At 74.7% G+C, this 22616-nt stretch carries 15 protein-coding genes; 5 read left to right on the top strand and 10 right to left on the bottom strand.

Annotated elements, in window-relative coordinates; translation table 11 throughout:
- Positions 1–339: 339 nt before the first annotated feature.
- From ACIQUT_RS24735 to ACIQUT_RS24725, 3 genes are all read left to right on the top strand, one after another.
- Positions 340–1083, top strand: a complete 744-nt coding sequence (locus tag ACIQUT_RS24735) for a response regulator transcription factor (protein WP_179176443.1) — start codon at positions 340–342, stop codon at positions 1081–1083.
- The gene (locus ACIQUT_RS24730; protein WP_403565701.1) at positions 1080–2204 is read left to right on the top strand and encodes an ATP-binding protein; all 1125 of its coding nucleotides are present in this window, start codon (positions 1080–1082) and stop codon (positions 2202–2204) included. The genes ACIQUT_RS24735 and ACIQUT_RS24730 overlap by 4 nt, the downstream gene beginning before the upstream one ends.
- 259 nt (positions 2205–2463) lie before the next feature.
- Complete coding sequence (locus tag ACIQUT_RS24725; protein ID WP_403565700.1) at positions 2464–6348, top strand: multifunctional oxoglutarate decarboxylase/oxoglutarate dehydrogenase thiamine pyrophosphate-binding subunit/dihydrolipoyllysine-residue succinyltransferase subunit; 3885 nt, start codon at positions 2464–2466, stop codon at positions 6346–6348.
- A gap of 142 nt (positions 6349–6490) precedes the next feature.
- On the opposite strand, the gene ACIQUT_RS24720 is transcribed toward ACIQUT_RS24725, so the two are convergent.
- Both ACIQUT_RS24720 and ACIQUT_RS24715 read right to left on the bottom strand, forming a co-directional pair.
- Positions 6491–6691: a hypothetical protein gene (locus tag ACIQUT_RS24720; protein WP_403565698.1), complete on the bottom strand. Its 201-nt coding sequence runs from the start codon at positions 6689–6691 to the stop codon at positions 6491–6493.
- A gap of 111 nt (positions 6692–6802) precedes the next feature.
- Positions 6803–7150: a hypothetical protein gene (locus ACIQUT_RS24715; RefSeq protein WP_403565696.1), complete on the bottom strand. Its 348-nt coding sequence runs from the start codon at positions 7148–7150 to the stop codon at positions 6803–6805.
- A gap of 157 nt (positions 7151–7307) precedes the next feature.
- Between ACIQUT_RS24715 and ACIQUT_RS24710 the strand changes: the two genes are divergently transcribed.
- Positions 7308–8294 (top strand): LuxR C-terminal-related transcriptional regulator, encoded by a 987-nt coding sequence (locus ACIQUT_RS24710; protein WP_403565695.1) that lies wholly within the window; start codon positions 7308–7310, stop codon positions 8292–8294.
- A 137-nt stretch (positions 8295–8431) separates the two neighbouring features.
- Here the strand turns inward: ACIQUT_RS24710 and fxsT are convergent, their stop codons facing one another.
- The 7 genes from fxsT to ACIQUT_RS24675 form a co-directional block, all read right to left on the bottom strand.
- Positions 8432–11437: an FxSxx-COOH system tetratricopeptide repeat protein gene (fxsT, locus tag ACIQUT_RS24705; protein WP_403565694.1), complete on the bottom strand. Its 3006-nt coding sequence runs from the start codon at positions 11435–11437 to the stop codon at positions 8432–8434.
- 64 nt (positions 11438–11501) lie between these two features.
- Positions 11502–12770, bottom strand: a complete 1269-nt coding sequence (locus ACIQUT_RS24700) for an HEXXH motif domain-containing protein (protein WP_403565692.1) — start codon at positions 12768–12770, stop codon at positions 11502–11504.
- On the bottom strand, positions 12767–14101 hold the full coding sequence (locus ACIQUT_RS24695; RefSeq protein ID WP_403565691.1) for an FxsB family cyclophane-forming radical SAM/SPASM peptide maturase: 1335 nt from the start codon (positions 14099–14101) through the stop codon (positions 12767–12769). Before ACIQUT_RS24695 ends, ACIQUT_RS24700 begins: the two co-directional genes overlap by 4 nt.
- A gap of 137 nt (positions 14102–14238) precedes the next feature.
- Positions 14239–14652, bottom strand: coding sequence for an FxSxx-COOH cyclophane-containing RiPP peptide (fxsA, locus tag ACIQUT_RS24690; RefSeq protein ID WP_403565690.1), 414 nt, complete (start codon positions 14650–14652; stop codon positions 14239–14241).
- A 119-nt stretch (positions 14653–14771) separates the two neighbouring features.
- Positions 14772–18419 carry an SAV_2336 N-terminal domain-related protein gene (locus tag ACIQUT_RS24685; protein ID WP_403565688.1) on the bottom strand — a complete coding sequence of 1216 codons (3648 nt, stop codon included), beginning with the start codon at positions 18417–18419 and terminating at the stop codon, positions 14772–14774.
- A gap of 5 nt (positions 18420–18424) precedes the next feature.
- Positions 18425–19435 (bottom strand): AAA family ATPase, encoded by a 1011-nt coding sequence (locus ACIQUT_RS24680; protein WP_403565687.1) that lies wholly within the window; start codon positions 19433–19435, stop codon positions 18425–18427.
- A 46-nt stretch (positions 19436–19481) separates the two neighbouring features.
- Complete coding sequence (locus tag ACIQUT_RS24675) at positions 19482–21617, bottom strand: trypsin-like peptidase domain-containing protein (RefSeq protein ID WP_403565685.1); 2136 nt, start codon at positions 21615–21617, stop codon at positions 19482–19484.
- Positions 21618–21754: 137 nt separating this feature from the next.
- Between ACIQUT_RS24675 and ACIQUT_RS24670 the strand changes: the two genes are divergently transcribed.
- On the top strand, positions 21755–21940 hold the full coding sequence (locus ACIQUT_RS24670) for a DUF6104 family protein (RefSeq protein WP_010061466.1): 186 nt from the start codon (positions 21755–21757) through the stop codon (positions 21938–21940).
- Positions 21941–22040: 100 nt separating this feature from the next.
- On the opposite strand, the gene sodN is transcribed toward ACIQUT_RS24670, so the two are convergent.
- Complete coding sequence (sodN, locus tag ACIQUT_RS24665; protein WP_403565683.1) at positions 22041–22436, bottom strand: superoxide dismutase, Ni; 396 nt, start codon at positions 22434–22436, stop codon at positions 22041–22043.
- Positions 22437–22616: the final 180 nt, after the last annotated feature.

Below are 22616 nucleotides of genomic sequence, written 5' to 3'. Positions count from 1 at the left end.
GAAGTCCGGTCACGACACCGCGGGCCGGTGGGGCTGGTCGCGCAGTTCCCCGCGCCCCTACGGGACGCGGGTATCCCACCGGACTTCACCGAGCCCGCGGGGCGACTCCCCGCGAGGCTTCGGCGGATCCCGACAACCCCCCGGGAACAGGCCCCCGGCACCCCTCCGGGAGCGCCCTCCCGGCCGCCCCGATCCCACCCGGCATCGCCGCCCATATCCCCATTCCGACCGCAATCGGAATCAACACCTCCGCCTGACGCACTGTCCGAACCCGGCATAGCCGCAGGCCGGTGGCTCCTCTACGCTGCACCCCATCACGCGGATCTCCAGGGGCGGGACATGGAACAGACACACACCACCCACACCGGCGGCGCCGCGGCCACCCCCGGCGCTCAGCGGCGCGTGCTCGTGGTCGAGGACGACCGCACCATCGCCGACGCCATCACGGCCCGGCTGCGCGCCGAGGGCTTCCAGGTGCAGGCCGCCCACGACGGGCCGGCCGCCGTGGCGGCGGCCGAGAGCTGGCAGCCCGAGCTGCTGGTGCTCGATGTGATGCTGCCGGGCTTCGACGGCCTGGAGGTGTGCCGCCGGGTCCAGGCCCAGCGGCCGGTGCCGGTGCTGATGCTCACCGCGCGCGACGACGAGACCGACATGCTGGTCGGGCTCGGCGTCGGGGCCGACGACTACATGACCAAGCCGTTCTCGATGCGCGAGCTGGCGGCCCGGGTCCACGTCCTGCTGCGCCGGGTGGAGCGCGCCACGCTGGCCGCGACCGCCCCGCGCGGGGCCACCCTGCGCCTGGGGGACCTGGAGATCGACCACGCGCAGCGCCGGGTCCGGGTGCAGGCGGAGGACGTCCACCTGACGCCGACCGAGTTCGACCTGCTCGTCTGCCTGGCCGGCACCCCGCGGGCGGTCCTCTCGCGCGAGCAGCTGCTGGCCGAGGTGTGGGACTGGGCCGACGCGTCCGGGACCCGTACCGTCGACAGCCACATCAAGGCCCTGCGCCGGAAGATCGGGGCCGAGCGGATCCGTACGGTCCACGGGGTCGGGTACGCCCTGGAGACCCCGGCGCAGGCGTGAGCGGCGGACGCCCCGGCAGGGGGCGCGGCGCCGGCCGCTCCGGCGGAGCCGATGCCTGCAGCGGGGGGCTCCGCCCGTTCTCGCCGTTCTCGATCAAGACCAAGCTGGGCACGCTGGTCGTGGTCTCGGTGTTCATCACCACGGGACTGCTGCTGGTGGCCCTGCGCACGGACACCGAGCTCCGCTTCATCACGGTGTTCTCGGTGATCGCGTCGATGCTGATCACCCAGTTCGTCGCGCACAGCCTGACGGCCCCGCTGGACGACATGACCCGGGTGGCCCGGGCGATCTCGCACGGGGACTTCACCCGTCGGGTCCGGGGGGCCGGCCGCCGCGACGAGCTCGGCGACCTGGCCTCCACGATCAACCTGATGGCGGACGACCTGGAGGCCGTGGACCGGCACCGCCGGGAGCTGGTCGCCAACGTCTCGCACGAGCTGCGCACACCCATCGCGGCGCTGCGCGCGGTGCTGGAGAACGTGGTCGACGGGGTCTCCGAGGCCGATCCGGAGACCATGCGGACGATGCTGAAGCAGACCGAGCGGCTGGGCCGGCTGGTGGAGACGCTGCTGGACCTGTCCCGGGTGGACAACGGGGTGGTCCCGCTGAAGGCCCGCCGCTTCGAGGTGTGGCCGTACCTGTCCGGGGTGCTGAAGGAGTCCGGCCTGGCCGCCGCGGGCCGGCCGGGGCTGGCCTCGGGCTCCGGCGGGCACACCCGCAACGACGTGCACCTGCACCTGGACGTGTTCCCGTCGGGGCTGACGGCGTACGCGGACGCCGAGCGCCTGCACCAGGTGGTGGCGAACCTGATCGACAACGCGGTCAAGCACAGCCCCGCCCTCGGCCGGGTCACGGTCCGCGCCCGGGCCGGGGAGACCCCCGGCAGCCTGGCGCTGGAGGTGGTGGACGAGGGCCCCGGCATTCCCGAGGCCGAGCGGCACCGCGTCTTCGAGCGGTTCAACCGGGGCAGCGCGAACGGCGGCGACGGCGGCACCGGGCTGGGCCTGGCGATCGCCCGCTGGGCCGTGGAGCTGCACGGCGGCCGGATCCGCGTGGCCGAATCGTCACGCGGCTGCCGCATCCTCGTCACGCTTCCGGGCAGCCCCGCGGCGTCGCATTGACGTAGGGTTCGACTGGGAAGGACATGATCTCGGCCACACGTGCACGAGGTCCGTCAGGGGTGCGAAGCCAGGGGGGTCGCAACCCGGCTACCGCATACCCGAACCCCGTTGGTTTCCCGCCATTCAGAGCGGCGAAACCCGCCGTTCGGTGTGACCTACATGACGTAAGTCCCGCCCGGTCTGCATCTCCCCGCCAGGGAGGCGTAGCCTTTATTCCCGCTGTCCATACCTTGTGAAGCGGAAGAGGGCGGTTGCCGCCGTGTCGCCACAGTCCCCGAGTAACCCGAGCACCACGACCGAAGCAGCAGAGGGCGGGAAGACCCCTGCCTCAGGCTTCGGCGCCAATGAGTGGCTCGTCGACGAGATCTACCAGCAGTACCTCCAGGACCCGAATTCGGTCGACCGGGCCTGGTGGGACTTCTTCGCCGACTACAAGCCGGGGGGCGCGACCGCTCCCGCCAAGGCCGAGGAGCCGGTGAAGACCCCGACGGACGGCGCCTCCGCACAGGCCGCCGCCGTCAGCGAAGCCGCGAAGGCCTCCGACGCCGCCGCCACGGGGGCGGCGAGCGCCGTGCCGACCTCTTCGCCCGTGTCAGCTCCTGCCCCTGCTCCTGCCACTCCCTCTGGTGCCCCTGCTGTGACTGTCACCTCCCAGGCCTCGGCCGCCGCTCCGGCCGCGCCCGCCCCCGTCGCCGCCCAGAAGCCCGGTGCAAGCACCGGCTCCACCGGAGCGGCTGTCGCCGCGCCCGCTGCTGCCACCACCGAGGCCCCGGCGGGCCCCGAGCTGGTGACGCTCCGCGGCCCGGCCGCCGCGGTCGCGAAGAACATGAACGCCTCCCTCGACGTGCCGACGGCCACCTCGGTCCGCGCCGTCCCGGTGAAGCTGCTGTTCGACAACCGCATCGTCATCAACAACCACCTGAAGCGCGCCCGGGGCGGGAAGATCTCCTTCACGCACCTGATCGGCTACGCGATGGTGCAGGCCATCAAGGCCATGCCGTCGATGAACCACTCCTTCGCGGAGAAGGACGGCAAGCCGACCCTGGTCAAGCCGGAGCACGTCAACTTCGGCCTCGCGATCGACCTGGTCAAGCCGAACGGCGACCGCCAGCTCGTCGTCGCCGGCATCAAGAAGGCCGAGACCCTCAACTTCTTCGAATTCTGGCAGGCCTACGAGGACATCGTCCGCCGCGCCCGCGTCGGCAAGCTGACGATGGACGACTTCACCGGCGTCACGGTCTCCCTGACCAACCCGGGCGGCCTCGGCACCGTCCACTCCGTGCCCCGCCTGATGCCCGGACAGTCGGTCATCATGGGCGTCGGCTCCATGGACTACCCGGCCGAGTTCCAGGGCACCTCCCAGGACACCCTGAACAAGCTGGGTATCTCCAAGGTCATGACCCTGACCTCGACCTACGACCACCGGGTCATCCAGGGCGCGGCCTCCGGCGAGTTCCTGCGCATCGTCGCGAACCTCCTCCTCGGCGAGGACGGCTTCTACGACCGCGTCTTCGAGTCGCTGCGGATCCCGTACGAGCCGGTCCGCTGGAACCGCGACATCGACGCCAGCCACGACGACGACGTCACGAAGGCCGCCCGCGTCTTCGAGCTGATCCACTCCTACCGGGTCCGCGGCCACGTCATGGCCGACACCGACCCGCTGGAGTACAAGCAGCGCAAGCACCCCGACCTCGACATCACCGAGCACGGCCTCACCCTGTGGGACCTGGAGCGCGAGTTCGCGGTCGGCGGCTTCGCCGGCAAGTCGATGATGAAGCTCCGCGACATCCTCGGCGTGCTGCGCGACTCGTACTGCCGCACCACCGGCGTCGAGTTCATGCACATCCAGGACCCGAAGCAGCGCCGCTGGATCCAGGACCGCATCGAACGCCCGCACTCCAAGCCGGAGCGCGAGGAGCAGCTGCGCATCCTGCGCCGCCTGAACGCGGCCGAGGCCTTCGAGACCTTCCTGCAGACCAAGTACGTCGGCCAGAAGCGCTTCTCGCTGGAGGGCGGCGAGTCCGTCATCCCGCTGCTCGACGCGGTCATCGACTCCGCGGCCGAGGCCCGCCTCGAAGAGGTCGTCATCGGCATGGCCCACCGCGGCCGCCTGAACGTCCTCGCGAACATCGTCGGCAAGTCGTACGCGCAGATCTTCCGCGAGTTCGAGGGCAACCTCGACCCGAAGTCGATGCACGGCTCCGGCGACGTGAAGTACCACCTGGGCGCCGAGGGCACCTTCACGGGCCTCGACGGCGAGCAGATCAAGGTCTCGCTCGTCGCGAACCCCTCCCACCTGGAGGCCGTCGACCCGGTCCTGGAGGGTGTCGCCCGCGCCAAGCAGGACATCATCAACAAGGGCGGCACGGACTTCACCGTCCTGCCGGTCGCCCTGCACGGTGACGCGGCCTTCGCCGGCCAGGGTGTCGTCGCCGAGACCCTGAACATGTCGCAGCTGCGCGGCTACCGCACCGGCGGCACCGTCCACGTCGTGATCAACAACCAGGTCGGCTTCACCGCCGCCCCGGAGTCCTCGCGTTCCTCCATGTACGCGACCGACGTGGCCCGCATGATCGAGGCGCCGATCTTCCACGTGAACGGCGACGACCCGGAGGCCGTGGTCCGCGTCGCGCGGCTCGCCTTCGAGTTCCGCCAGGCGTTCAACAAGGACGTGGTCATCGACCTCATCTGCTACCGCCGCCGCGGCCACAACGAGTCGGACAACCCGGCCTTCACGCAGCCGCTGATGTACGACCTGATCGACAAGAAGCGCTCGGTGCGCAAGCTGTACACCGAGTCCCTCATCGGTCGCGGCGACATCACCCTGGAAGAGGCCGAGCAGGCCCTGCAGGACTTCCAGGGCCAGCTGGAGAAGGTCTTCGCGGAGGTCCGCGAGGCCGCCACGCAGCCGGCGGTCGGCGCCCCCGCCCCGATGGAGCAGGCCGAGTTCCCGGTCACCGTGAACACCTCCATCTCCTTCGAGGTGGTCAAGCGGATCGCCGAGTCGCAGGTCAGCATCCCCGAGGCGCACACGGTCCACCCGCGTCTGCTGCCGCAGCTGCAGCGCCGCGCGGCGATGGTCGACGACGGCACCATCGACTGGGGCTTCGGCGAGACCCTCGCCTTCGGCTCGCTGCTGATGGAGGGCACCCCGGTCCGGCTGTCCGGCCAGGACTCCCGCCGCGGCACCTTCGGCCAGCGCCACGCGGTGCTGATCGACCGTGAGACCGGCGAGGACTACACCCCGCTGCAGCACCTGACGGACGACCAGGCCCGCTACAACGTCTACGACTCGCTGCTCTCCGAGTACGCGGCGATGGGCTTCGAGTACGGCTACTCGCTGGCCCGCCCGGACGCGCTCGTCCTGTGGGAGGCCCAGTTCGGCGACTTCGTCAACGGCGCCCAGACCGTCGTCGACGAGTTCATCTCCTCGGCCGAGCAGAAGTGGGGCCAGACGTCGGGCGTCACCCTGCTGCTGCCGCACGGCTACGAGGGCCAGGGCCCGGACCACAGCTCGGCCCGCCCGGAGCGGTTCCTGCAGCTGTGCGCCCAGAACAACATGACGGTCGCCATGCCGACGCTGCCGTCGAACTACTTCCACCTGCTGCGCTGGCAGGTCCACAACCCGCACCACAAGCCGCTGGTCGTCTTCACCCCGAAGTCGATGCTGCGCCTGAAGGCCGCGGCGTCGAAGGCGGAGGAGTTCACGAGCGGCACGTTCCGCCCGGTCATCGGCGACTCGACCGTCGACGCGAACGCGGTCCGCAAGGTCGTGTTCTGCGCGGGCAAGGTCTACTACGACCTGGAGGCCGAGCGGGAGAAGCGCGGCATCACCGACACCGCCATCATCCGCATCGAGCGCCTGTACCCGCTGCCGGGTGCGGAGCTCCAGGCCGAGATCGCCAAGTACCCGAACGCGGCGAAGTACATCTGGGCCCAGGAGGAGCCGGCGAACCAGGGTGCCTGGCCGTTCATCGCGCTCAACCTGATCGACCACCTCGACCTGGCCGTCGGCGCGGACATCCCGGCCGGCGAGCGCCTGCGCCGCATCTCGCGTGCGCACGGCTCGTCCCCGGCCGTGGGTTCCGCCAAGCGGCACCAGGCCGAGCAGCAGCAGCTGCTCAACGAGGTCTTCGAGGCCTAGTCGGCACTGCGGTCTGACGCCGAAGGCCCGGCCCCGTCACGGGGCCGGGCCTTCGGCGTGTCCTGCGTCAGAGGCGTGCGGCTCGCCCGGTCAGGGGGACAGCTGCCCTGCAGGTGCAGCTGTGGGGGGGCGAGCGGGCCGACTACTGCCAGCCGAAGTCGTTCTTCGGGGCCGCCGTCACGGTCTGCCAGCCGAAGTCGTTCTTCGGGGCCGCGGAGACGGTCTGCCAGCCGAAGTCGTTGGTGCCGAGGTCGACGGCCTGGGCGGTCGAGGAACCGAGGAGAACGGACGCGGCGGCGAGGACGGTGACCGCGGCGGCCTTGGCGACACGGACGGCGTTCATGGCAGTTGACCTTTCGGCAAACGGGGAAGCTGTGGGACGGATCCAGCCCCGCATCCCGCGGTGACGTGGCGCCGGTGTTGCCTGCCGGGCGGTGTTCCCTTCCGGCGAGAACTACTTTCGCCGCAGGCCGGGAGTGGTGGAAGGGCTTTCCGGTGGACCCAACGGGCCATGTCCCAATGGGGCCAGCAGGGGCACTTCCGCCCTCACCAGCGCCCAGCCGGACATGCCGGTGTGCTCCCGCAGCAGGCGCCGGCAGACCCCGGCCGCCCGCCCCTCGGCCTCACGCAGGGAGGACGCCGTCAGGAACAGCCCCAGCACCGGATGGGGTTCGGCGTACGGATGCGCGCTGACGTGTTCGACGCCTTCACCGGCCTGCGCGAGAGCGAGCGCGCGGCGGGCCGCGTCGGCCGGGAGGGCGCTGCCGAAGGGGGCGCGGAACTGAGCATGAATCAGGTACATGGTTCCGAGACTGGCAATCCGGGAGCTTCTCAACCAGTGTGCCCCGCTGGCCCGTTGAGGCTCTGGACGGAAGAGGCCAACCGCTCCGTCGGCCCTCCACGCCTCGCCGTGATCATGCGATGATCAAGAGTGAGGATCACGCATTGGGGGGATGCGCATGTTGACCCTTCTGGGTCTCGACGGAACAACGGAAGCCGTCTACCGGGCGATGCTGGGGCACCCCGGTGACGGCGTGGCGGGCCTGTGCGCCCGCCTGGACCTGCCCGAGGAAGCCGTCCGCTCCGGCCTTGACCAGCTGAGCGAACTGGCCCTGGTCCGGCCCTCGTACGAGGAGCCCGGCCGCTTGCGGGCGGTCAGCCCCGAGGTGGGCATGGAGGTGCTGCTCGCCCGGCAGCAGGCCGAACTCGCCGCCCAGCAGCAGCGGATCGAGGCCTCCCGGGCCGCCGCCGCCCAGCTCATCTCCGAGTACGCGGACCTGCGGCCGGCGGCCTCCGAGCCCGGCGTCGAGCATCTGGTCGGACTGGACCGGATCCGCGAGCGCCTCACACTGCTGCACCGCGATGTCGAGCGCGAGGTGATGGTCTTCGCCCCGGACGGCGAGCAGACCCCGGAGAACCTGGAGGCCTCCCGGCCGCTGGACGAAGCCCTGCTGAAGCGGGGGATCCGGATGCGCACGGTCTACTTGGACAGCGTCCGCAACAGCCCGCACACCGTCGCCTACGCGGAATGGCTGGGCGAGCTCGGCCGGCAGGCGCGGACCGTGCCGACCCTGCCGATCCGGATGATCATCACGGACCGGAGCACCGCCGTCATCCCGGTCGACAGCGAGGACACCTCGGCGGGCGCGGTGGTGCTCACCGGGCACGGCACCCTGGCCGCCCTCAGCGCACTGTTCGAGAGCGTCTGGGAGGCGGCGAAGCCCTTCGGCGAGAAGGCGCACCGGGACGAGGACGGCCTGACCGACACCGAGTCGACCGCGCTGAAGCTGCTGGCGGACGGGTTCACCGACGAGGCCATCGCCAAGCGGCTGGGGGTCTCGCACCGGACGGCCCGCCGGATCGCGACGGGCCTGATGGAACGCCTGGGGGCGCGCAGCCGCTTCGAAGCGGGCGTACGCGCCGTCCGGCAGGGCTGGCTGGCCTAGGCGCTCCGCGGGGAGTCCGGTCATGACTGCGGGCCCATGAGACTGCGGGCCCATGAAGCTGCGGGCCGGTGGGGGCCGGTCGCGCAGTTCCCCGCGCCCCTGCGGGGCGCGGTACCGCGGCGGGGCGCTGCCGTCCGCTACGGCTGGGGCTCGAAGTCCCAGTACGGGCGCATCTGCTGGCGGGCCGAGACGGTGTGGACGTGCTGCGGGCCCAGGGTGCGGGTCAGCGCCTTCAGGCCGGAGTCCTCGTGCTTGGCCGCCTCCGTGTCCTCCCGTACGGCGCGCAGGTCCGCCGCCAGGGCGATCTGCGCGCTCAGCGCCATCGGGTGGTCCGGGCCCAGCACCTGCTCGCAGTTGCGCAGCGTCTCGCGGCTGAGGTCCAGCGCGTCCTGGAGGTGCCCGGTGATGTTGCGGTGCCCGGTGGCGTTCAGGGCGCAGCCCAGCGCCCACGGGTGCCGCTCGCCGACCGCGCCGCGCATGCCGACGAGGGCCTGCTCGGCGAGGTTCAGCGCCTCGCGGCGCTCGCCCTGGGCGCGCAGCACGAGGGCGAGGTTGCCGACGGTGCCGATGCTGTACGGGTGCGCGAGGCCGAGCTGTGTCTGGTAGCCGCGCACGACCTCCTCGGAGATCCGGCGGGCCTCGCCGATGTCCCCGTACTCGCGCAGGTAGGTGGCGTAGTCGGAGGCCACCATCAGCGTCCAGGGGAACTCCGCACCGAAGACCCGCGTGGAGCGCTCCAGCACGCTGCGCAGCCGGGCCCCGGCGCCGGGGATGTCCCCGGAGCGGCGCAGGCACATGCCGAGGTTGTGCTCGGCGCGCAGGGTCTGCGGGTGGTTGGGGCCGAGCACCTGGGAGTTGAGCTTGAGGCCCTGCTCCTGCCGGGCGAGGGCCTCGCGGTAGCGGCCCATCAGGCGCAGCCCCATGGCGCAGCCGATCCCGGAGGAGAGGGTGGCGATGTGGCGGACGCGCAGGACGCGCTCGCGGCGGCGCAGGGTGTCGAGGTCGGTCTCGTACGCCTCCTGGTAGCGGCCCAGCAGCCGGAGGGCGACGGCGACGTTGTTCTCGGCGTTGAGGGTGGTGGAGTCATCCTCGCCGAGGAGCTCGCGGTAGCGGGCGAAGGCGTGTTCCAGCAGTTTCCGGGCCTGCTCGAACTTGGCGGTGCCGAGCAGGACCCCCGCGTAGGTGCTGGTGGCGCGCAGGGTTTCCAGGTCGCGGTCGCCGCGTTCGGCGAGGAGCCGGTCGGCGACGGTCCTGGCGAGGGCCTCGGCCTGTTTGAAGTGCCCGAGCATGCGCAGGGCGCCGCCGTAGTGGTAGCTGAGTTCGCGGACCTGGTCGTGGTCGTCGCCGAGCATCGCCCGCCAGACGGTGTCGGTCTGCTCGGCGAGGCGCAGGCAGGTGCGGTACTCGCCGGCGAGGATCAGGTAGCGCAGGCAGTTCAGCAGGAAGTGCTGGATCCGCGGGTTGCTGCTGGTCAGCACGCCGGCGGTCTCCAGGTGCGGGATCAGCTCGGCGAAGCGGGGCCACAGCCGGGAGTCGGAGGGCCGGCCCGGGTCGGCGGCGGCGAGGACCTGGCGGACGGCTCGGGCGAGGGGGCCGGCCTCCTCCTCGGAGAGGTTCTCGCGGACGATGCCGTGCACCATGCGGTGGAGCTGTACGGTCTCCAGCCCGCCGCCGCCCTCCTCCACGGCCAGGTCGGAGTACTCCAGGCGGACGACGGAGAACTGCACCAGCTTGTTGAGGGCGGCGTTCCACCGGATCTGGTCGTTGATCAGCCCGGCGAGCTGCTCGGGTACGTCGTCGACGGGGAACTCGCGCAGCAGCCGCAGCGGCACCGGGCCGGGCGCGAAGAACACGAACAGCCGGAGCAGGGCGAGGGCGTCGGGGAAGTTCTCGCGGACGTTGTTGAGCAGTATCGCGAGGGCGGTGGGGAAGGGCAGCGGGTAGTCGTCGGAGACGGTGACGGCCTCGTGGGAGTCCAGGCGGCGGCGCAGCAGCGCGAGGTAGTCGTCGACGGTCAGCGGGGAGTCGGCGAGCCAGCCGGCGGTCTGGTCGAGGGCGAGCGGGTAGTCCTCCAGGGCCTCGGCGAGCTGGTCGGCCTCCGGGCCGGTGAGCCGGCGGGCCCGGCGGCGGATGAAGGTGACCGACTCGGGCCGGGCGTAGAGGGGGACCTCGACGAGGCTGGTGTGCCGGGAGGCCCACTCGCGGTTGCGGGAGGTGATGATGACGTCGCCGGCGCCGGCGGGCAGCAGGTCGGTGAGGTCGTCGGGGTTGTCGCAGCCGTCGAAGACGATCAGCCAGCGGCTGTACGGGGATCCGCGCCGCAGCGCCTCCAGGACGGACCGGATCTGCTCGCCGTAGCTGCCGGCGCCGCGCGGCAGGCCCATCTCGGGGGCGAGGTCGGCGAGCCGTTCGCGCAGGGTGGGCCGGTCCTCGGCGGGGACCCACCACACGACGTCGTACTCGGAGGCGAAGCGGTAGGCGTACTCGGTGGCGACCTGGGTCTTGCCGACGCCGGACAGGCCGAGCAGGGTGACGGTGGAGGCGCCGGGGGGCGCCTCGCTGAGGGCGGCGCGCAGTCTGCCGATGACGTCGTTGCGGCCGGTGAAGCGGGGGTTGCGGCGCGGGACGCGGCCCCAGATCTCCGGGGGGTCGTTGGGGAAGCGGGGGCCGCGGCGGCCGGTCTCGGTGCCGACCCGGTCGGTGGGCAGCTCCAGGCGGCGCAGCACGCGGTACTCGGCCTCGTACGCGTCCAGGCCCCACAGGTCGGTCTTCTCCAGGACGGCGACGGCGCTGGGCAGGGGCGCGTCGGTGAGGCTGACGGCGGCGAACCGGTCGGGGTGGCTGTCGGTGACCGCGCGCAGTGCGGTGTTCCACTCCTCGTCGGAGTGGGTGCCGGCGGAGAAGAACCGCTCGCTGAGGATGAGGAGGACGCGGCTGCCGCTGCGGGCCAGGTCGTCGAGGGCCTGGGTGAGGCCGCCTTCGAACTGCGGGTCCCAGCGCTGCAGGGCGACGCGGTGGCCGTGCTCCTCCAGCCGGTGGGCGATCCACACGGCCCAGGGCCGGTTGAAGCCGGCGAAGCTGATGAGGAAGCGCTGCGGCCGCGCGGGGGCCGGATCGCGTTCCTGCCGAATACCGGTGGTCATGCGGCCGTCTCCCTGGAATCCGGGCAGTGGACGGGTTTGAAAAGGTACCGCAGCCGACGGGCCGTCAGCCCTGTTCGTGCGGGGCGAGTTCGGGGTGTTCCGCGTACCAGGCGCGGCGGGCCCGGTCGACGGCGCGGCGGGCGACGGCGTGCTGGTCGCCGGGCGGCGGCAGCTCGTCCATGGCCCGTTCGGCGGCGGCCATCGCCGCGGTGAACTCCCGCCCGGTCGGCGTCAGTTGCGGATGCGAGTGGAGCACGGGGAGGACGGCGGCCACCTGGGCGCGGGTGCGGGCGTGCTGGGCCCAGGCGCCGCGGGCGCCGTAGAGGGCGGCGCGCTGCCAGTAGCCGGCGAGGGCCAGGTGGGCGTACGCGCCGTGCAGGAGCCCCTCCAGCGGGCGGGGGTCGGCCCGCCAGGGGGCCCAGTGCCGGGGGGCGGCGTCGGCGGTGTGCAGGGTGAGGACGTCGGCGAGGGCGGTCAGTTTGCCGTGCTGGACCTCGTGGACGAGGGTGGCGGCCAGGGCGGGCGGGGCCTGGGGGCGGGCGAGGACGGAGCCGGCGGCCGCGGGCAGGGTGGCGCCGCTGGAGCGGGAGCCGCCGGACAGCGGGACCACGGAGCGCAGCAGCAGGCCCGTCTCGCCGGCGCGGGCGGTGTCGTACCGCTCCAGCAGGGTGAGGGCGCCGGCCCACTGGGTGTCCCAGCGCTTGTGGCCCTTGGGGGTGAGGCGGCGGGCGGCGCGGACGGGCGCGGGGCGGGCGTGGCCGGGGGCCCGGTAGGGGTCGAGGTCGTCGAGGGCGGTGCGGCCGCCGGGCAGGGCGTGCAGGGGCAGGGCGGCGGGGTCGTCGGGGTCCCAGGAGCGTTCGGTGAGGGCGAGCGGGCCGGGCCGGGCCGGGCGGAGCAGGCCGAGGGTGGGGAGCGCGAGGCGGCCGCCGACGGGCTTCAGGGTGGCCTTGAAGCCGATGCCTGCGCGCAGGGCGGCGGCGACGGCGAGGGCGCCGAGGTGGCCGAGGTCGGCGGCGGGCCCGTGCGGGGCGTGCAGCCGGCGCAGGGCCTCCTCCGCCCAGACGCCGGTGGCCGGGTAGTGCAGGACGTCGCGGACGGCGTCGGGGTCGTGCCGCTCGGCCTCCTCCAGCAGGGCCCAGTGGTCGGCGGCTTCGCCGGACCGGCCGCCGGGGGCGGCGTCGAGCACGGCGCGGAGCAGGACCAGCCGTTTGGAGCGGCGGATGTCGCGGACGAGGCGGCTGCCCTCGGCGGAGGGTTCGGTGGAGGCGAGGGCGCGCAGGACGGGCGGGGCGACGGTGAAGGCGGCGAGGGAGCCGGCGGGGGAGCCGGTCATGAGGCGGCCGCCTGGGGGACGACCGCACCGGGGACGACTGCGCGCGGGACGGCCGCACCGGGAGCGGCCGCGCGTGGGACGGCTGCGTCGGGGGCGGCCGCGTCTGCGGCGGCGCGGTGGAGGGCGGCGGCGATGTGCCGGATGACGGCCTGGAGGTCCTCGCAGTACACGGACGGCTGACGGAAGCCCTCGCCGGCGCGGTAGCGGTGCGGGTAGTGGCCGCCGCCGCAGACGGCGACGAGCTCGCAGGCGCGGCAGGTGTCGGCGAGGGCCGCCGCCCCGAGCTGGCGGGCGGCCAGCCCCGGATGGTCGAGGAACTCGTCGAAGCTGTGGGTCCGCAGCGCCATCCCGGTGGCGGCCGCCCCCTCGTACGCGGATTTGAGCGAGTCGGCCTGCTCCAGGGTGCCGTCGGTCTCGATCACGGCGGTGGCGGCGGGGGCGAGGCCGAGGGTCTCGGTGGCGGCGGGCAGGCCCAGCAGCAAGGCGATGATCTCCTCGAACATGCGGATCCGGGTCCGCAGCGCCCCGTCGTGCCACCAGCGTTCGAACACGGCGGTCAGCCAGTCGGCGTACGGGCTGTGGCCCGGGCGGCGGCCGGGCGGCGGGGTGCTCCAGTTGGCCAGCGGCAGCAGCAGGCCGATGCTCGGCGGGGCGAAGGCGAGCAGCGACTCGTACGTCCGCACCGGGTCCTGGGCGGGGTCGACCACGCACAGCACGCCCGCGTAGCTCTCCGGGTGCCGGGCGAGCAGCCGCAGCCCGCGGGCGGCCGCCCCGAACCCGGGCCGCCCGGCCCGGTCCACGCGGCGGGCGTTGTGCTCGGGCAGCCCCCCGTCGAGGCTGACGCCGACGCGGATCCCCGCGGCGGCGAGTGCGGCGAGCCGGCCGCGGGTGAGGAGGGTGCCGTTGGTCTGGACGGTCGCGGTGACCCTGGTCCGCGGGGACGCCGCGCGCAGGGCGGCCCGTACGGCGTCGACGGGTGCGGCCAGCTCGGCGGGGGCGGTGAGCAGCGGTTCACCGCCGTGCAGGACGAGGTCGACGCGGCTCAAGGCGTGCGCGGCGGCGTGCTCGGCGATGCGCTCGGCGGCGCGGGCGACGGTCGCGGGGGACATGGCGGCGGGCCGGTCGCGCCAGGTCTGGTCGGCCATCTCGTACACGTAGCAGTAGGTGCAGGCCAGGTTGCAGCGGCTGCGGGTCTTGAACACGAACTGCCGTACCGGGTACGGGCGGTGGCCGGCCGCGCGGAGCGCGGGGACGTCGAGCCGGGCGTAGGGCCAGGGGGCGCGGGCCCGGTGTGCGGGCAGCGCGGACCCGCTCCTGTCCGTGTGCCCCATCGCGTGCACCTCCTGCCCGGCCGCCTGCCCCGGCGGACGGTCCATCCCTGCCCGGGGTTCGGCCCCGGCTAACGGCGGAAACGGGTCAACTGTGGGTGCGCTGCGTGGCCTTGGGGATGCGGTGCGTGAGCGGGCGCTCAGCTGACGCCCGAGTCGAAGGCGTTGAGGATCTCGGCGGGGTGGGTCACCCGCTCCACCATGGCCTCGATCACCCGGGCCAGCACGGGGTGGTCGATCCCCCGCAGCGCGGCCAGGTCATACCCGGACAGATCGGGAAGCCGAGCCGCACACGCCACCACCCGCCCGGCCCCCGCGGCCGCGCTTGCGTCCGCGCCCGTACCTGCGCTGGCGCCCGCGCCCGCGCTTGTTCCCTCCTCGCCGGCTGTGGCGCCGTCCCCGGCACCTCCCTGGCCGCCGGCCCTGGCGGCGGCCAGGGCGTGTTCCCGGGCGTCGGCCGTTGCCGTCTCCGGCTCGGTCTCCGAGTCGGGGGTCCTGTCCCCTTCCGTCCGCGCCGCCGCCTCCGTGTGCGCTGCCTGATGCCGGATCACCATGGGCTGCCCGTCCCCCTGTCGAGTCGCCGTACCGAATCGCGTGCGGTGTCGCGGTCCACGACGGCCCGCCCGTTGAACGTGTTCCCGCGCACGGGCCCTTCACGCCCCGGGCGCCGGCCTCACAGCCCGGCCTCCAGGGTGCGGACCCGGGAGGCCAGCGCCTCCCGGCGGTCCGCGGCCGCTTCCCCGAGCGCCCGCCACAGATCCAGGGCGGACCGGTAGGCGTCGAGCGCCGCCCTGGGGCGGGCCAGCCGCTCCAGCACCCCGCCCCGCAGCTCCTGGACTCTGGCGGCGAGTTCGACGGCGACCTCCCGGCGGTCCGCGCGGTCGGCCTCCAGGGCCGCCCGCCAGGCCCGCCGGTAGGAGTCCGCGGCCCGGTCGAGCCGGTCCAGGGCCCGGGTGTGGGCGTGGATCTCCTGCTGGACGTCCCCGTGCTCCCGCCAGGCGCGGGCCTGCTCCAGCGGGCTGCGGCTGTGCCGGACGGCGAGCTCCAGCAGGTACTCGGCCTCCCGCAGGTCCACCACGTCGCCCTCGTAGCCGTGCCGCAGCCGGAGCCCCTCGGCGAGGCGTACGAGCCGGTGCGCGGAGCGGGCGTCGGACTGCGGGATCGCGGCCCGGCTGTCGCGCAGCACCCGTACGGCCGCCGAGGTGAACCGCCGGCCGCCCGCGGACCGGGCCCGCTGCAGGAGGACGTCGCCCCACTCGGGCAGCAGCTCCGCGTAGGCCTCCCCGTCGCGGGGGATCAGCCGGCGGGCCCGGCCGTACGCGTCGGCCGCGTCCTCCAGCGCCGCCGGGTCCCCGTCGCGCGCGGACCGGGCCCGGTGCACGCGGGCCAGGCAGACCAGCGCGGCCAGCCGGAGCTCGGGGTCCCCGCCGGCCTCGGCCAGGGCCCGGGCCAGCTGGCCGGACGCCTCCTCCAGCCGGGCGGGCAGGTAGCGCAGGGCCGTGGCCAGGTCGACGCGGAGCCGCGCGGTCCGCGCCCGGTCCCGGTCCCGAGCCGGCGCGGGCCCGTCGCCCCCGGTTCCGCCCCCGGCTCCGGCTCCGGCTCCGGCTCCGGCAGCCTCAGGGGCACCCGGACCCGCTCCGGCCGTTCCGGGCCCGCCCGCCCCGGTGGGCCCACTGGTCCCGGCAGCCTCCGGACCGGCAGCCCCGAGCTCACCCGCCCCCGCTCCTGCCTCTCCGGGCCCGTCGGCCACGGCACCCCCCGGCCCGGCTCCCGGGCCGGCTCCCGGGCCGGGGGGCCCGGCCTCCGCTCCGGCTCCGGCACCGCCCCGGCCGGGTTCCGGTGCCGGGCCCGGCGGTCGCTGCGGTGCCGCGGCGCCGGCTGCCGTGCCCGTACCCGCGCGCTCGCCCGTGGCCGCTGCGGCGGCCGTGCCCGCTGCGGCGGCCGGGGCCGGGTCCGGCGGGGGGTTCGGCCCGGCTCCGGCGGACGCCTCCGGCAGCGCCGATGCCAGGTGGCCGGCGGCCTGTTCGGCCAGGGCCGTGCGCTCCACCGGGTCGGGGGTGCGGGGCAGCAGGGCCAGCAGCACCCGCCCCAGGGCCGGCCGCAGGGCCCCGTCGGCCCCGGCCTGCGCCCCGGCCCCCTGCCCGGCCAGGGCCTCCAGGACGGCCTGCGCCTGCAGCAGCGGAATCGGGTCGTCGCGCAGCTCGCCCAGCCCGACCAGGGCCTGGGCCTGCCGCACCACGCAGTCCAGCCGCAGCCGCGCATCGCCGTCCGGGGCGGCGGCCGCGGCGGCGAACTCCCGCTCCGCGGCGGCGAGCAGTTGCGCGTCGGGCCGCTCGGCCGGCGGGGTGAGCGCCCGCTCGTACAGCACCCGGCCGCGCAGGGCCCGGGCCGGCGCGGTGGGGAGCCCGCCGACCGCCTGTTCGGCCTCGGCCAGCAGTTCCGGATCCCGCTGCCGGGCCCAGAGCCGCAGCAGCACCCCGGCCAGCTCGCACTCGGCCTCGCCCGGGGCGTCGTCGGGGCCCGCGGGGGCGGCCACCGCCCGCCGCAGCACCGCGACGGCCTCGTACAGCCCGCGCTCGGCGCCGTCGCCGCCCTGGCGGTCCTGGGCGGCGATCCGGTCGCGGGCCGTGCGCACGGCCCAGCCCCGCCCGGGCGGGGGCGCGGCGGGCTCCCGGTCGGCGGTGCCCGGCGCGGCCGGTCCGGGCAGGTAGCGGCGTACGACGCGGGCGGAGACCTCGGCGAAGGCCTGTGGGAGCGGCGTGGCGGGGACCCGCTCGTCGCCGTCCTCCTCGGCCACCGGTTCGCCGGTGAGCTGGGAGACGGCGAGTGCGGGAAAGTTGCGCACCCCGCGCCCGAAGTGGGCGAGGACGTACTCGGAGCAGTGCTTGAGGACGAGGGCGGCTTCGTCCCGGCCGAGCGGCCCGAGCAGGACGTCCTGCACGCCGGGGGTGAACTCGTACCACTCCCCCGGTGCCGGGCCGCGCCGCAGCAGTCCGCTGAGCAGCACCTCCGCCAGGTCGGAGGGTTCGGAGTCGGGCAGCATGGTGCGCTGGACGAGCCGCATCACGGGCAGGGTCAGGGGGGCCGCCGACAGGTAGACGGCGAGCTGGACGGCGCGCGGCGAGGCGGAGGAGTAGAAGCGGCGGACGAGTTCGCGCGGCGGCCGCACGGCCCGCGGCGGGGGGACGGGTGCGGCGGGGTGGTCGGCGAGGACCCGGCCCACCTCGGCCGGTACGGGGCCGGTGCCGAACCCGGCGACGAGGCGGGCCCAGGCGCCGAGCGCGGTGGCGTTCGGCGGGAGCACGGGGACGGTGAGGCCGCCGCGGAGCCGGCCGGGGCGGGCGGGCCGGTCGGGCCGGAACCGGAGCTTGCCGGCGCCGCCCTCGACCCGGGTGAGGGTGCCCCGCTCGGTCGGCAGCCAGCTGCGGTTCCACAGCCGCTGGGGCAGGGGCTGGACGACGACGCAGGGGGTGCATTCGGCCCACCGGTGGAGGATCCGCTGGGCTTCGCCCTCGCGCCACAGCGGCCCGGCGCAGTCGGAGACGACCATGGTGAGGGAGCGGCCGCTGGGGTCGCGGAGCTGGTCGCCGGAGCGGAGCCGGGTGCCGGGGGCGGGGGCCTGGCCGAGGGCGGCGCGGCCGTCGGCGAGCCGTTGCAGGTAGTGGACCTGTACGTCGCGGAAGGCGCCGAGGCGTTCGCAGACGGCGCGCAGTTCCTCGAACATGTCCTGCCACACGGCCATGGAGGGCGAGGCGTCCATGACGAGCCGGACGGTCGCCTCGCGGCGGCTCTCGGGCCGCAGGACGGGGATGACCAGGCCGAGGGCGCGGGCGCTGGCCTCGGCGGTGGCGGGCTCGTCGAGGACGAGGCGGGTGGGCCGGCCGGGCGGGCGGTGCCGCTGGAGGGAGCGCAGGGCGCGCTGTATGTCCAGGATCCGGGGCAGTGCGGCGGCGCCGGGGACCCGTACGGGCACGCCGGCGCCGCCGGGGAGGGCGGCGGCCTCCTCGGCGGCGGTGCCGGCCGGGCGGGCGGCGTAGAGCCGGACCGGGTCGTCGGGCCCGGGGGGCGCGGGTTCTGCCTCGGGCGGCGGTTCGTCCTGCCGCACCGGACGGCGTGCGGGATGGGCGGTGCCGGCGGGGGCGGTGGCGGGGCCGGGCGGGCCGATGCGGCCGGCGAGCCAGAGCGCGTCGGCGAGCTCCTCGGCGGAGGGGTCGAGTCCGGCGGCGCGCAGCAGGCCGGCCAGGTCGCGGATCTCGGGGGGTGCGGGGGCGGGCCGCCCGGTCGGGGCGGGTCGTCCGGCGGGGGCGGGAGGGGAGGGCACGGTGGTCACCTCGGGCGGTCGAGGCGCTGGATGAGCAGGTCGGCGAGGTCCTCCCGGGTGGGCGGGGAGGCGTAGTGGGTGAGGTAGATGGCGTTCAGGAGCTGGTCGGCGGCGACGAGTTCGGACTGGGAGCGGCTGAGGAACTCGCGGATCAGGTCGGCGCCGAGCCGGGCGGCGTCCTCGCCGAGGTGGGCGCGGACCATGGTGGCGAGGCGTTTCTCGCCGGGCTGGCCGAGTTTGAGCTGGATGCAGCGGCGCAGCAGGGCGGCGGGGAAGTCCCGTTCGCCGTTGCTGGTGAGGATGATGAAGGGGAAGGCCCGGCAGCGGACCCGGCCGTCCCGGACGGTGACCTTGGCTCCGTCGTCGGTGAGGACCTGGACGTCGGGCTCGGTGTCGGCGACGCGTTCCAGTTCGGGCAGGGAGAACTCGCCCTCCTCCAGGACGTTGAGGAGGTCGTTGGGGAGGTCTATGTCGCTCTTGTCGAGTTCGTCGATGAGCAGGACGCGGGGCCGGCGGCCGGGCAGCAGGGCGGTGCCGAGCGGGCCGAGGCGGATGTACGTGCCGATGCCGGGTGCGTCGCCGGGGCTGCCGCCGCTCGCGGCGATCTGTACGTCCTGCAGCCGGGCGATGGCGTCGTAGCGGTAGAGGCCTTCCTGGAGCACGGTCCGGGAGACGACCGGCCAGCGCAGCACCCGGCCGAGTTTGAGTTCGTGGGCCACGGCGTGGGCGAGGGTGGACTTGCCGGTGCCGGGGTACCCGGTGACGAGCAGGGGGCGGCGCAGGTAGAGGGCCGCGTTGATGGCCTCCAGCTCCTCGGGCTCGGGCCGGTGGAGTTCGGCGGCCTGCCGGTGCGCGCCGAGCCGGCGGGCGACGTTGCCGTCGCCCGTGGCGGCCGGTAACGGGGGTTCGGCGACCGGACCGCCGTCGAAGTCCCGCCAGGGCGGCGGGTCGGGCAGGGTGTCGATGCCGTCGTGGGGCTCGCCGACCCCCCGGTAGATGAGCCATTCCTCGTTCACGTCCGCCGTCCCCTCCCGGGTCCCCTCCCGGGTCCCCTCCCGCCCGTCACAGGTCCCCCTGCAGCGGCTCTTCCTCGGGCAGGGCGCGGGCCGGGTCCTCCCAGACGAGCGCCATCCCGTTCGCCCACCAGGCGTCGGGGTCCGCCCCGTGGGCGCGGGCCCGCAGTGCCTGGAGCCGCACCGGCAGCGGTGCGCCCTGCCCGGCCTCGGTCAGCTCCTCGCGCAGTCCGCGGTGGAACGGCGCGCAGGACTCCCCCTGGTCGGCCGGGGGCCGCCGGGTGACGGCCACCCCGTACCCGGCGTCGCGGACCGCGTACAGGGATCCGCGGGTGGGTTCGGCGTCGGCGGCCCGGCAGTGCACCGGCACGGTGTTGTCCGCGAGTCCGTCCAGCCAGGCGGGGGACGGGCTGCGGGGCCGGCCGCGGGCGCAGTCGGCGCGCTCGTCCAGCAGCGGCCCGGCCTGGACGCGGGCCCAGCGGTCGGCCCTGCGGTGGGCGGCGTCGGCGTCGGCGGGGTGCGCCCCGTCGGCTCCGGCGGGGTGGCGCAGTACGACGGGCCGCTGGACGCCGAGCGGGATCCGGCCGGTCAGGATCCAGGTGTCGACGGGCAGTCCGAACAGTTCGGGGGCCACGGCGACTTCGAGGACGGCCGCCGCTTCGTGGGTGTCGCAGCGGCGGAAGGCCTCGGCGAGGGCGTCGCGCACCGCTTCGGCCAGTCCGGCGCGGGTGGCGCGGACGCCGGAGCCGACGGGGGTGAGCCGTCCGGGGTGGGCGGGTCCGGCGAGGACGGAGACGCGCCAGTCGTAGACGTCCTCCCAGCCGTGCGCCCAGGCCTCCAGCAGGACGGAGGGCCCCTGGGACAGGGCGCCGGCGGTCCGGCCGTGCTGGTGGAGGCCGGGGGCGCCGTGCCCGGCGCGGGTGCGGCGGCGGCGTTCCCGTTCGGCGAGGCCCTGGTCGCGGCGTTCGCCGAGTTCCCGGCGCAGGGGCCGCCACAGCCGTTCGGCGGTGGCCCGGACCCAGTCCCACAGCTCCTCGTCGGCGCCGGGGGCGGGGGGCTCGCGGAAGTCGGCGACGCTGACGTCGGTGGCGTACCGGAGCATGGCGGCGGCCTCTCCGGCGCCGCCGGGCGGGTCGTGGAGCATGCCGAGGCCGTCGCGCCAGCTGAGCGGGGCGGGCAGGGCCGGGTCGGGTTCCTCGCCGCGGGCCGCCTCGACGAGGGCCCGGACGGCTTCGGAGGAGGGGGGCGGCGGCAGCTCGGCGAGCAGCCCGCACAGCGTGGTGCGCTCGGCGGGGGTCAGCCGGCCGGCCGCCGCGTACGGGTCTGCGGTGCCGGGGAGTCCGCCGGGGCCGGCGGTGGCCCGGGCGGCGCCGAGGGCGCCGAGTTCGCCGTGCAGGTCGGTCCAGGTGCGGCGGGTGTCGAGGTCGCTGAGGTGCTGGTCGTAGTGGTAGAGGTCGTGGGCCTGCATGACGCGGCGGTACAGGCCGACCTGGCCGGTGGCGGCCAGGGGCAGGGTGCGCAGCTGGATGACGGAGACGGCGAGTCCGCCGCCGCCGGTGTGCCGGCGGGCCTTGACGACGCCGACGACCTCGCCGGAGGCCAGGTCCACGACGGGGCCGCCGGACATGCCGGGTTCGATCTCGTCGTCGTCGCCGAGGCGCAGGGCGGCCCCGCCGGCCGCGGTGCCGCGCAGGCGGGTGGTGCGGCCGGTGATCTCGGGGGTGCCGAGGTCTTCGGTGCAGCCGAAGTAGGCGACCTCGTCCAGGCGCGGCCGGGCGCGGTCGGTGAGGCGTACGCAGGCGTGGGAGACGGGGGCGAGGACGCGGACGAGGGCCAGGTCGGGGAGGTCCCACAGGGCGCGGCGGGCGGGCCGGCGCTCTTCGAGCCGTTCGGGCAGGACGCATTCGACGCGGCCGGTGACGGTCCCGGTGGTGCGGGGGCCGGAGGAGAAGGTGATGCCGAGCTCACGTCCCACGAGACGCACCGCAGCACCCCCTTCGCCGACGACGTGCGCGCAGGTCAGGACCCAGCCGGGCGCGATGAAGAAGCCGCTTCCCCAGGTGGGGCCGGTCCCAGGGGGTGCATACCCGGCGGGGGCTGCGTGGACGCGTACGGTCGCGGCCTGGACGAGGGGTTCGAGGAGTTCGTATGCGCGTGCGGTGCCGCCGGTGCGCGCGTCTGGCATCCCCCGCCCCTCTCGCGATTGGAAAGGCACTCCAGGCTAGCGCCGGGGCCGCCGGTGGGGGAGGTCTCGCCGGTTATGCGGATTATCCTGGCGGGAAACATCCGCATGCACATCTTCATTACGGCACGGAGCCCGACTTGTACTTCACCGATCGAGGCATCGAGGAGCTGGAGAAGCGGCGCGGCGAGGAGGAGGTCACTTTCGAGTGGCTGGCCGAGCAGCTGCGCACGTTCGTCGACCTGAACCCGGACTTCGAGGTCCCGGTGGAGCGTCTGGCCACGTGGCTGGCGCGGCTGGACGACGAGGACGACGAGGACGAGTGAGAGCGGCGGGACCTGCGGCGCGAGTGCGCGGGGCCCGCAACGGCGGAGGGGCCCGACCGGTGACGGTCGGGCCCCTCCGGCGTCATGGGGGAGGCGCGCCTCAGGCGGCCTTGGTCTCCCAGAAGATGCGGTCGATCTCGGCGATGAGGTCGAGGGCCTTCTGGCCGGTCGCCGGGTCGTGGGACGCCTTGGCGGCCGAGAGGGCCTTCAGGGTGTCGTTGACCAGGGTGTGCAGCTGCGGGTACTTCTCGAAGTGCGGCGGCTTGAAGTAGTCGCTCCACAGCACGGAGACGTGGTGCTTGGCGAGCTCGGCGCGCTGCTCCTTGATGGTGATGGCACGGGCCCGGAAGTCAGGGTCCTCGTTGGCCTGGTACTTCTCCTGCACGGCCTTGACCGACTCGGCCTCGATGCGGGCCTGGGCAGGGTCGTACACGCCGCACGGCAGGTCGCAGTGGGCGGAGACCTTCGCCTTGGGGGCGAAGAGGCGGGAAAGCATGGAGATTCTCCTCCTCGTGATCGTCTTCTCAGGGGGGAGATTACTCCGTGGCAACGGGTATTTCGCGAGCGGCCCCGTGGGCTTGGGACAAAAGTCCAGGGCGGGTCGTGCCGTGGTGAGCGAATGTACGGCGGCGTGCGGCAGCATGCCCGGTGAGGGATCAGCGGGCGAGGAGGTCGG

Origin of the sequence: Streptomyces sp. NPDC090445, assembly GCF_044769385.1 — a bacterium.
GTDB lineage: Bacteria > Actinomycetota > Actinomycetes > Streptomycetales > Streptomycetaceae > Streptomyces.
The sequence above is the reverse complement of the archived record's forward strand: the minus strand, read 5'-3'. Positions and strand labels throughout refer to the sequence as shown.

Bases quoted from the DNA above. Each gene is read 5' to 3' on its own strand.
- ACIQUT_RS24735 (WP_179176443.1), top strand. From the start codon at position 340: ATGGAACAGACACACACCACCCACACCGGCGGCGCCGCGGCCACCCCC.
- ACIQUT_RS24720 (WP_403565698.1), bottom strand. From the start codon at position 6,691: ATGAACGCCGTCCGTGTCGCCAAGGCCGCCGCGGTCACCGTCCTCGCC.
- ACIQUT_RS24715 (WP_403565696.1), bottom strand. From the start codon at position 7,150: ATGTACCTGATTCATGCTCAGTTCCGCGCCCCCTTCGGCAGCGCCCTC.
- ACIQUT_RS24710 (WP_403565695.1), top strand. From the start codon at position 7,308: ATGTTGACCCTTCTGGGTCTCGACGGAACAACGGAAGCCGTCTACCGG.
- fxsT (WP_403565694.1), bottom strand. From the start codon at position 11,437: ATGACCACCGGTATTCGGCAGGAACGCGATCCGGCCCCCGCGCGGCCG.
- ACIQUT_RS24700 (WP_403565692.1), bottom strand. From the start codon at position 12,770: ATGACCGGCTCCCCCGCCGGCTCCCTCGCCGCCTTCACCGTCGCCCCG.
- ACIQUT_RS24695 (WP_403565691.1), bottom strand. From the start codon at position 14,101: ATGGGGCACACGGACAGGAGCGGGTCCGCGCTGCCCGCACACCGGGCC.
- fxsA (WP_403565690.1), bottom strand. From the start codon at position 14,652: ATGGTGATCCGGCATCAGGCAGCGCACACGGAGGCGGCGGCGCGGACG.
- ACIQUT_RS24675 (WP_403565685.1), bottom strand. From the start codon at position 21,617: ATGCCAGACGCGCGCACCGGCGGCACCGCACGCGCATACGAACTCCTC.
- sodN (WP_403565683.1), bottom strand. From the start codon at position 22,436: ATGCTTTCCCGCCTCTTCGCCCCCAAGGCGAAGGTCTCCGCCCACTGC.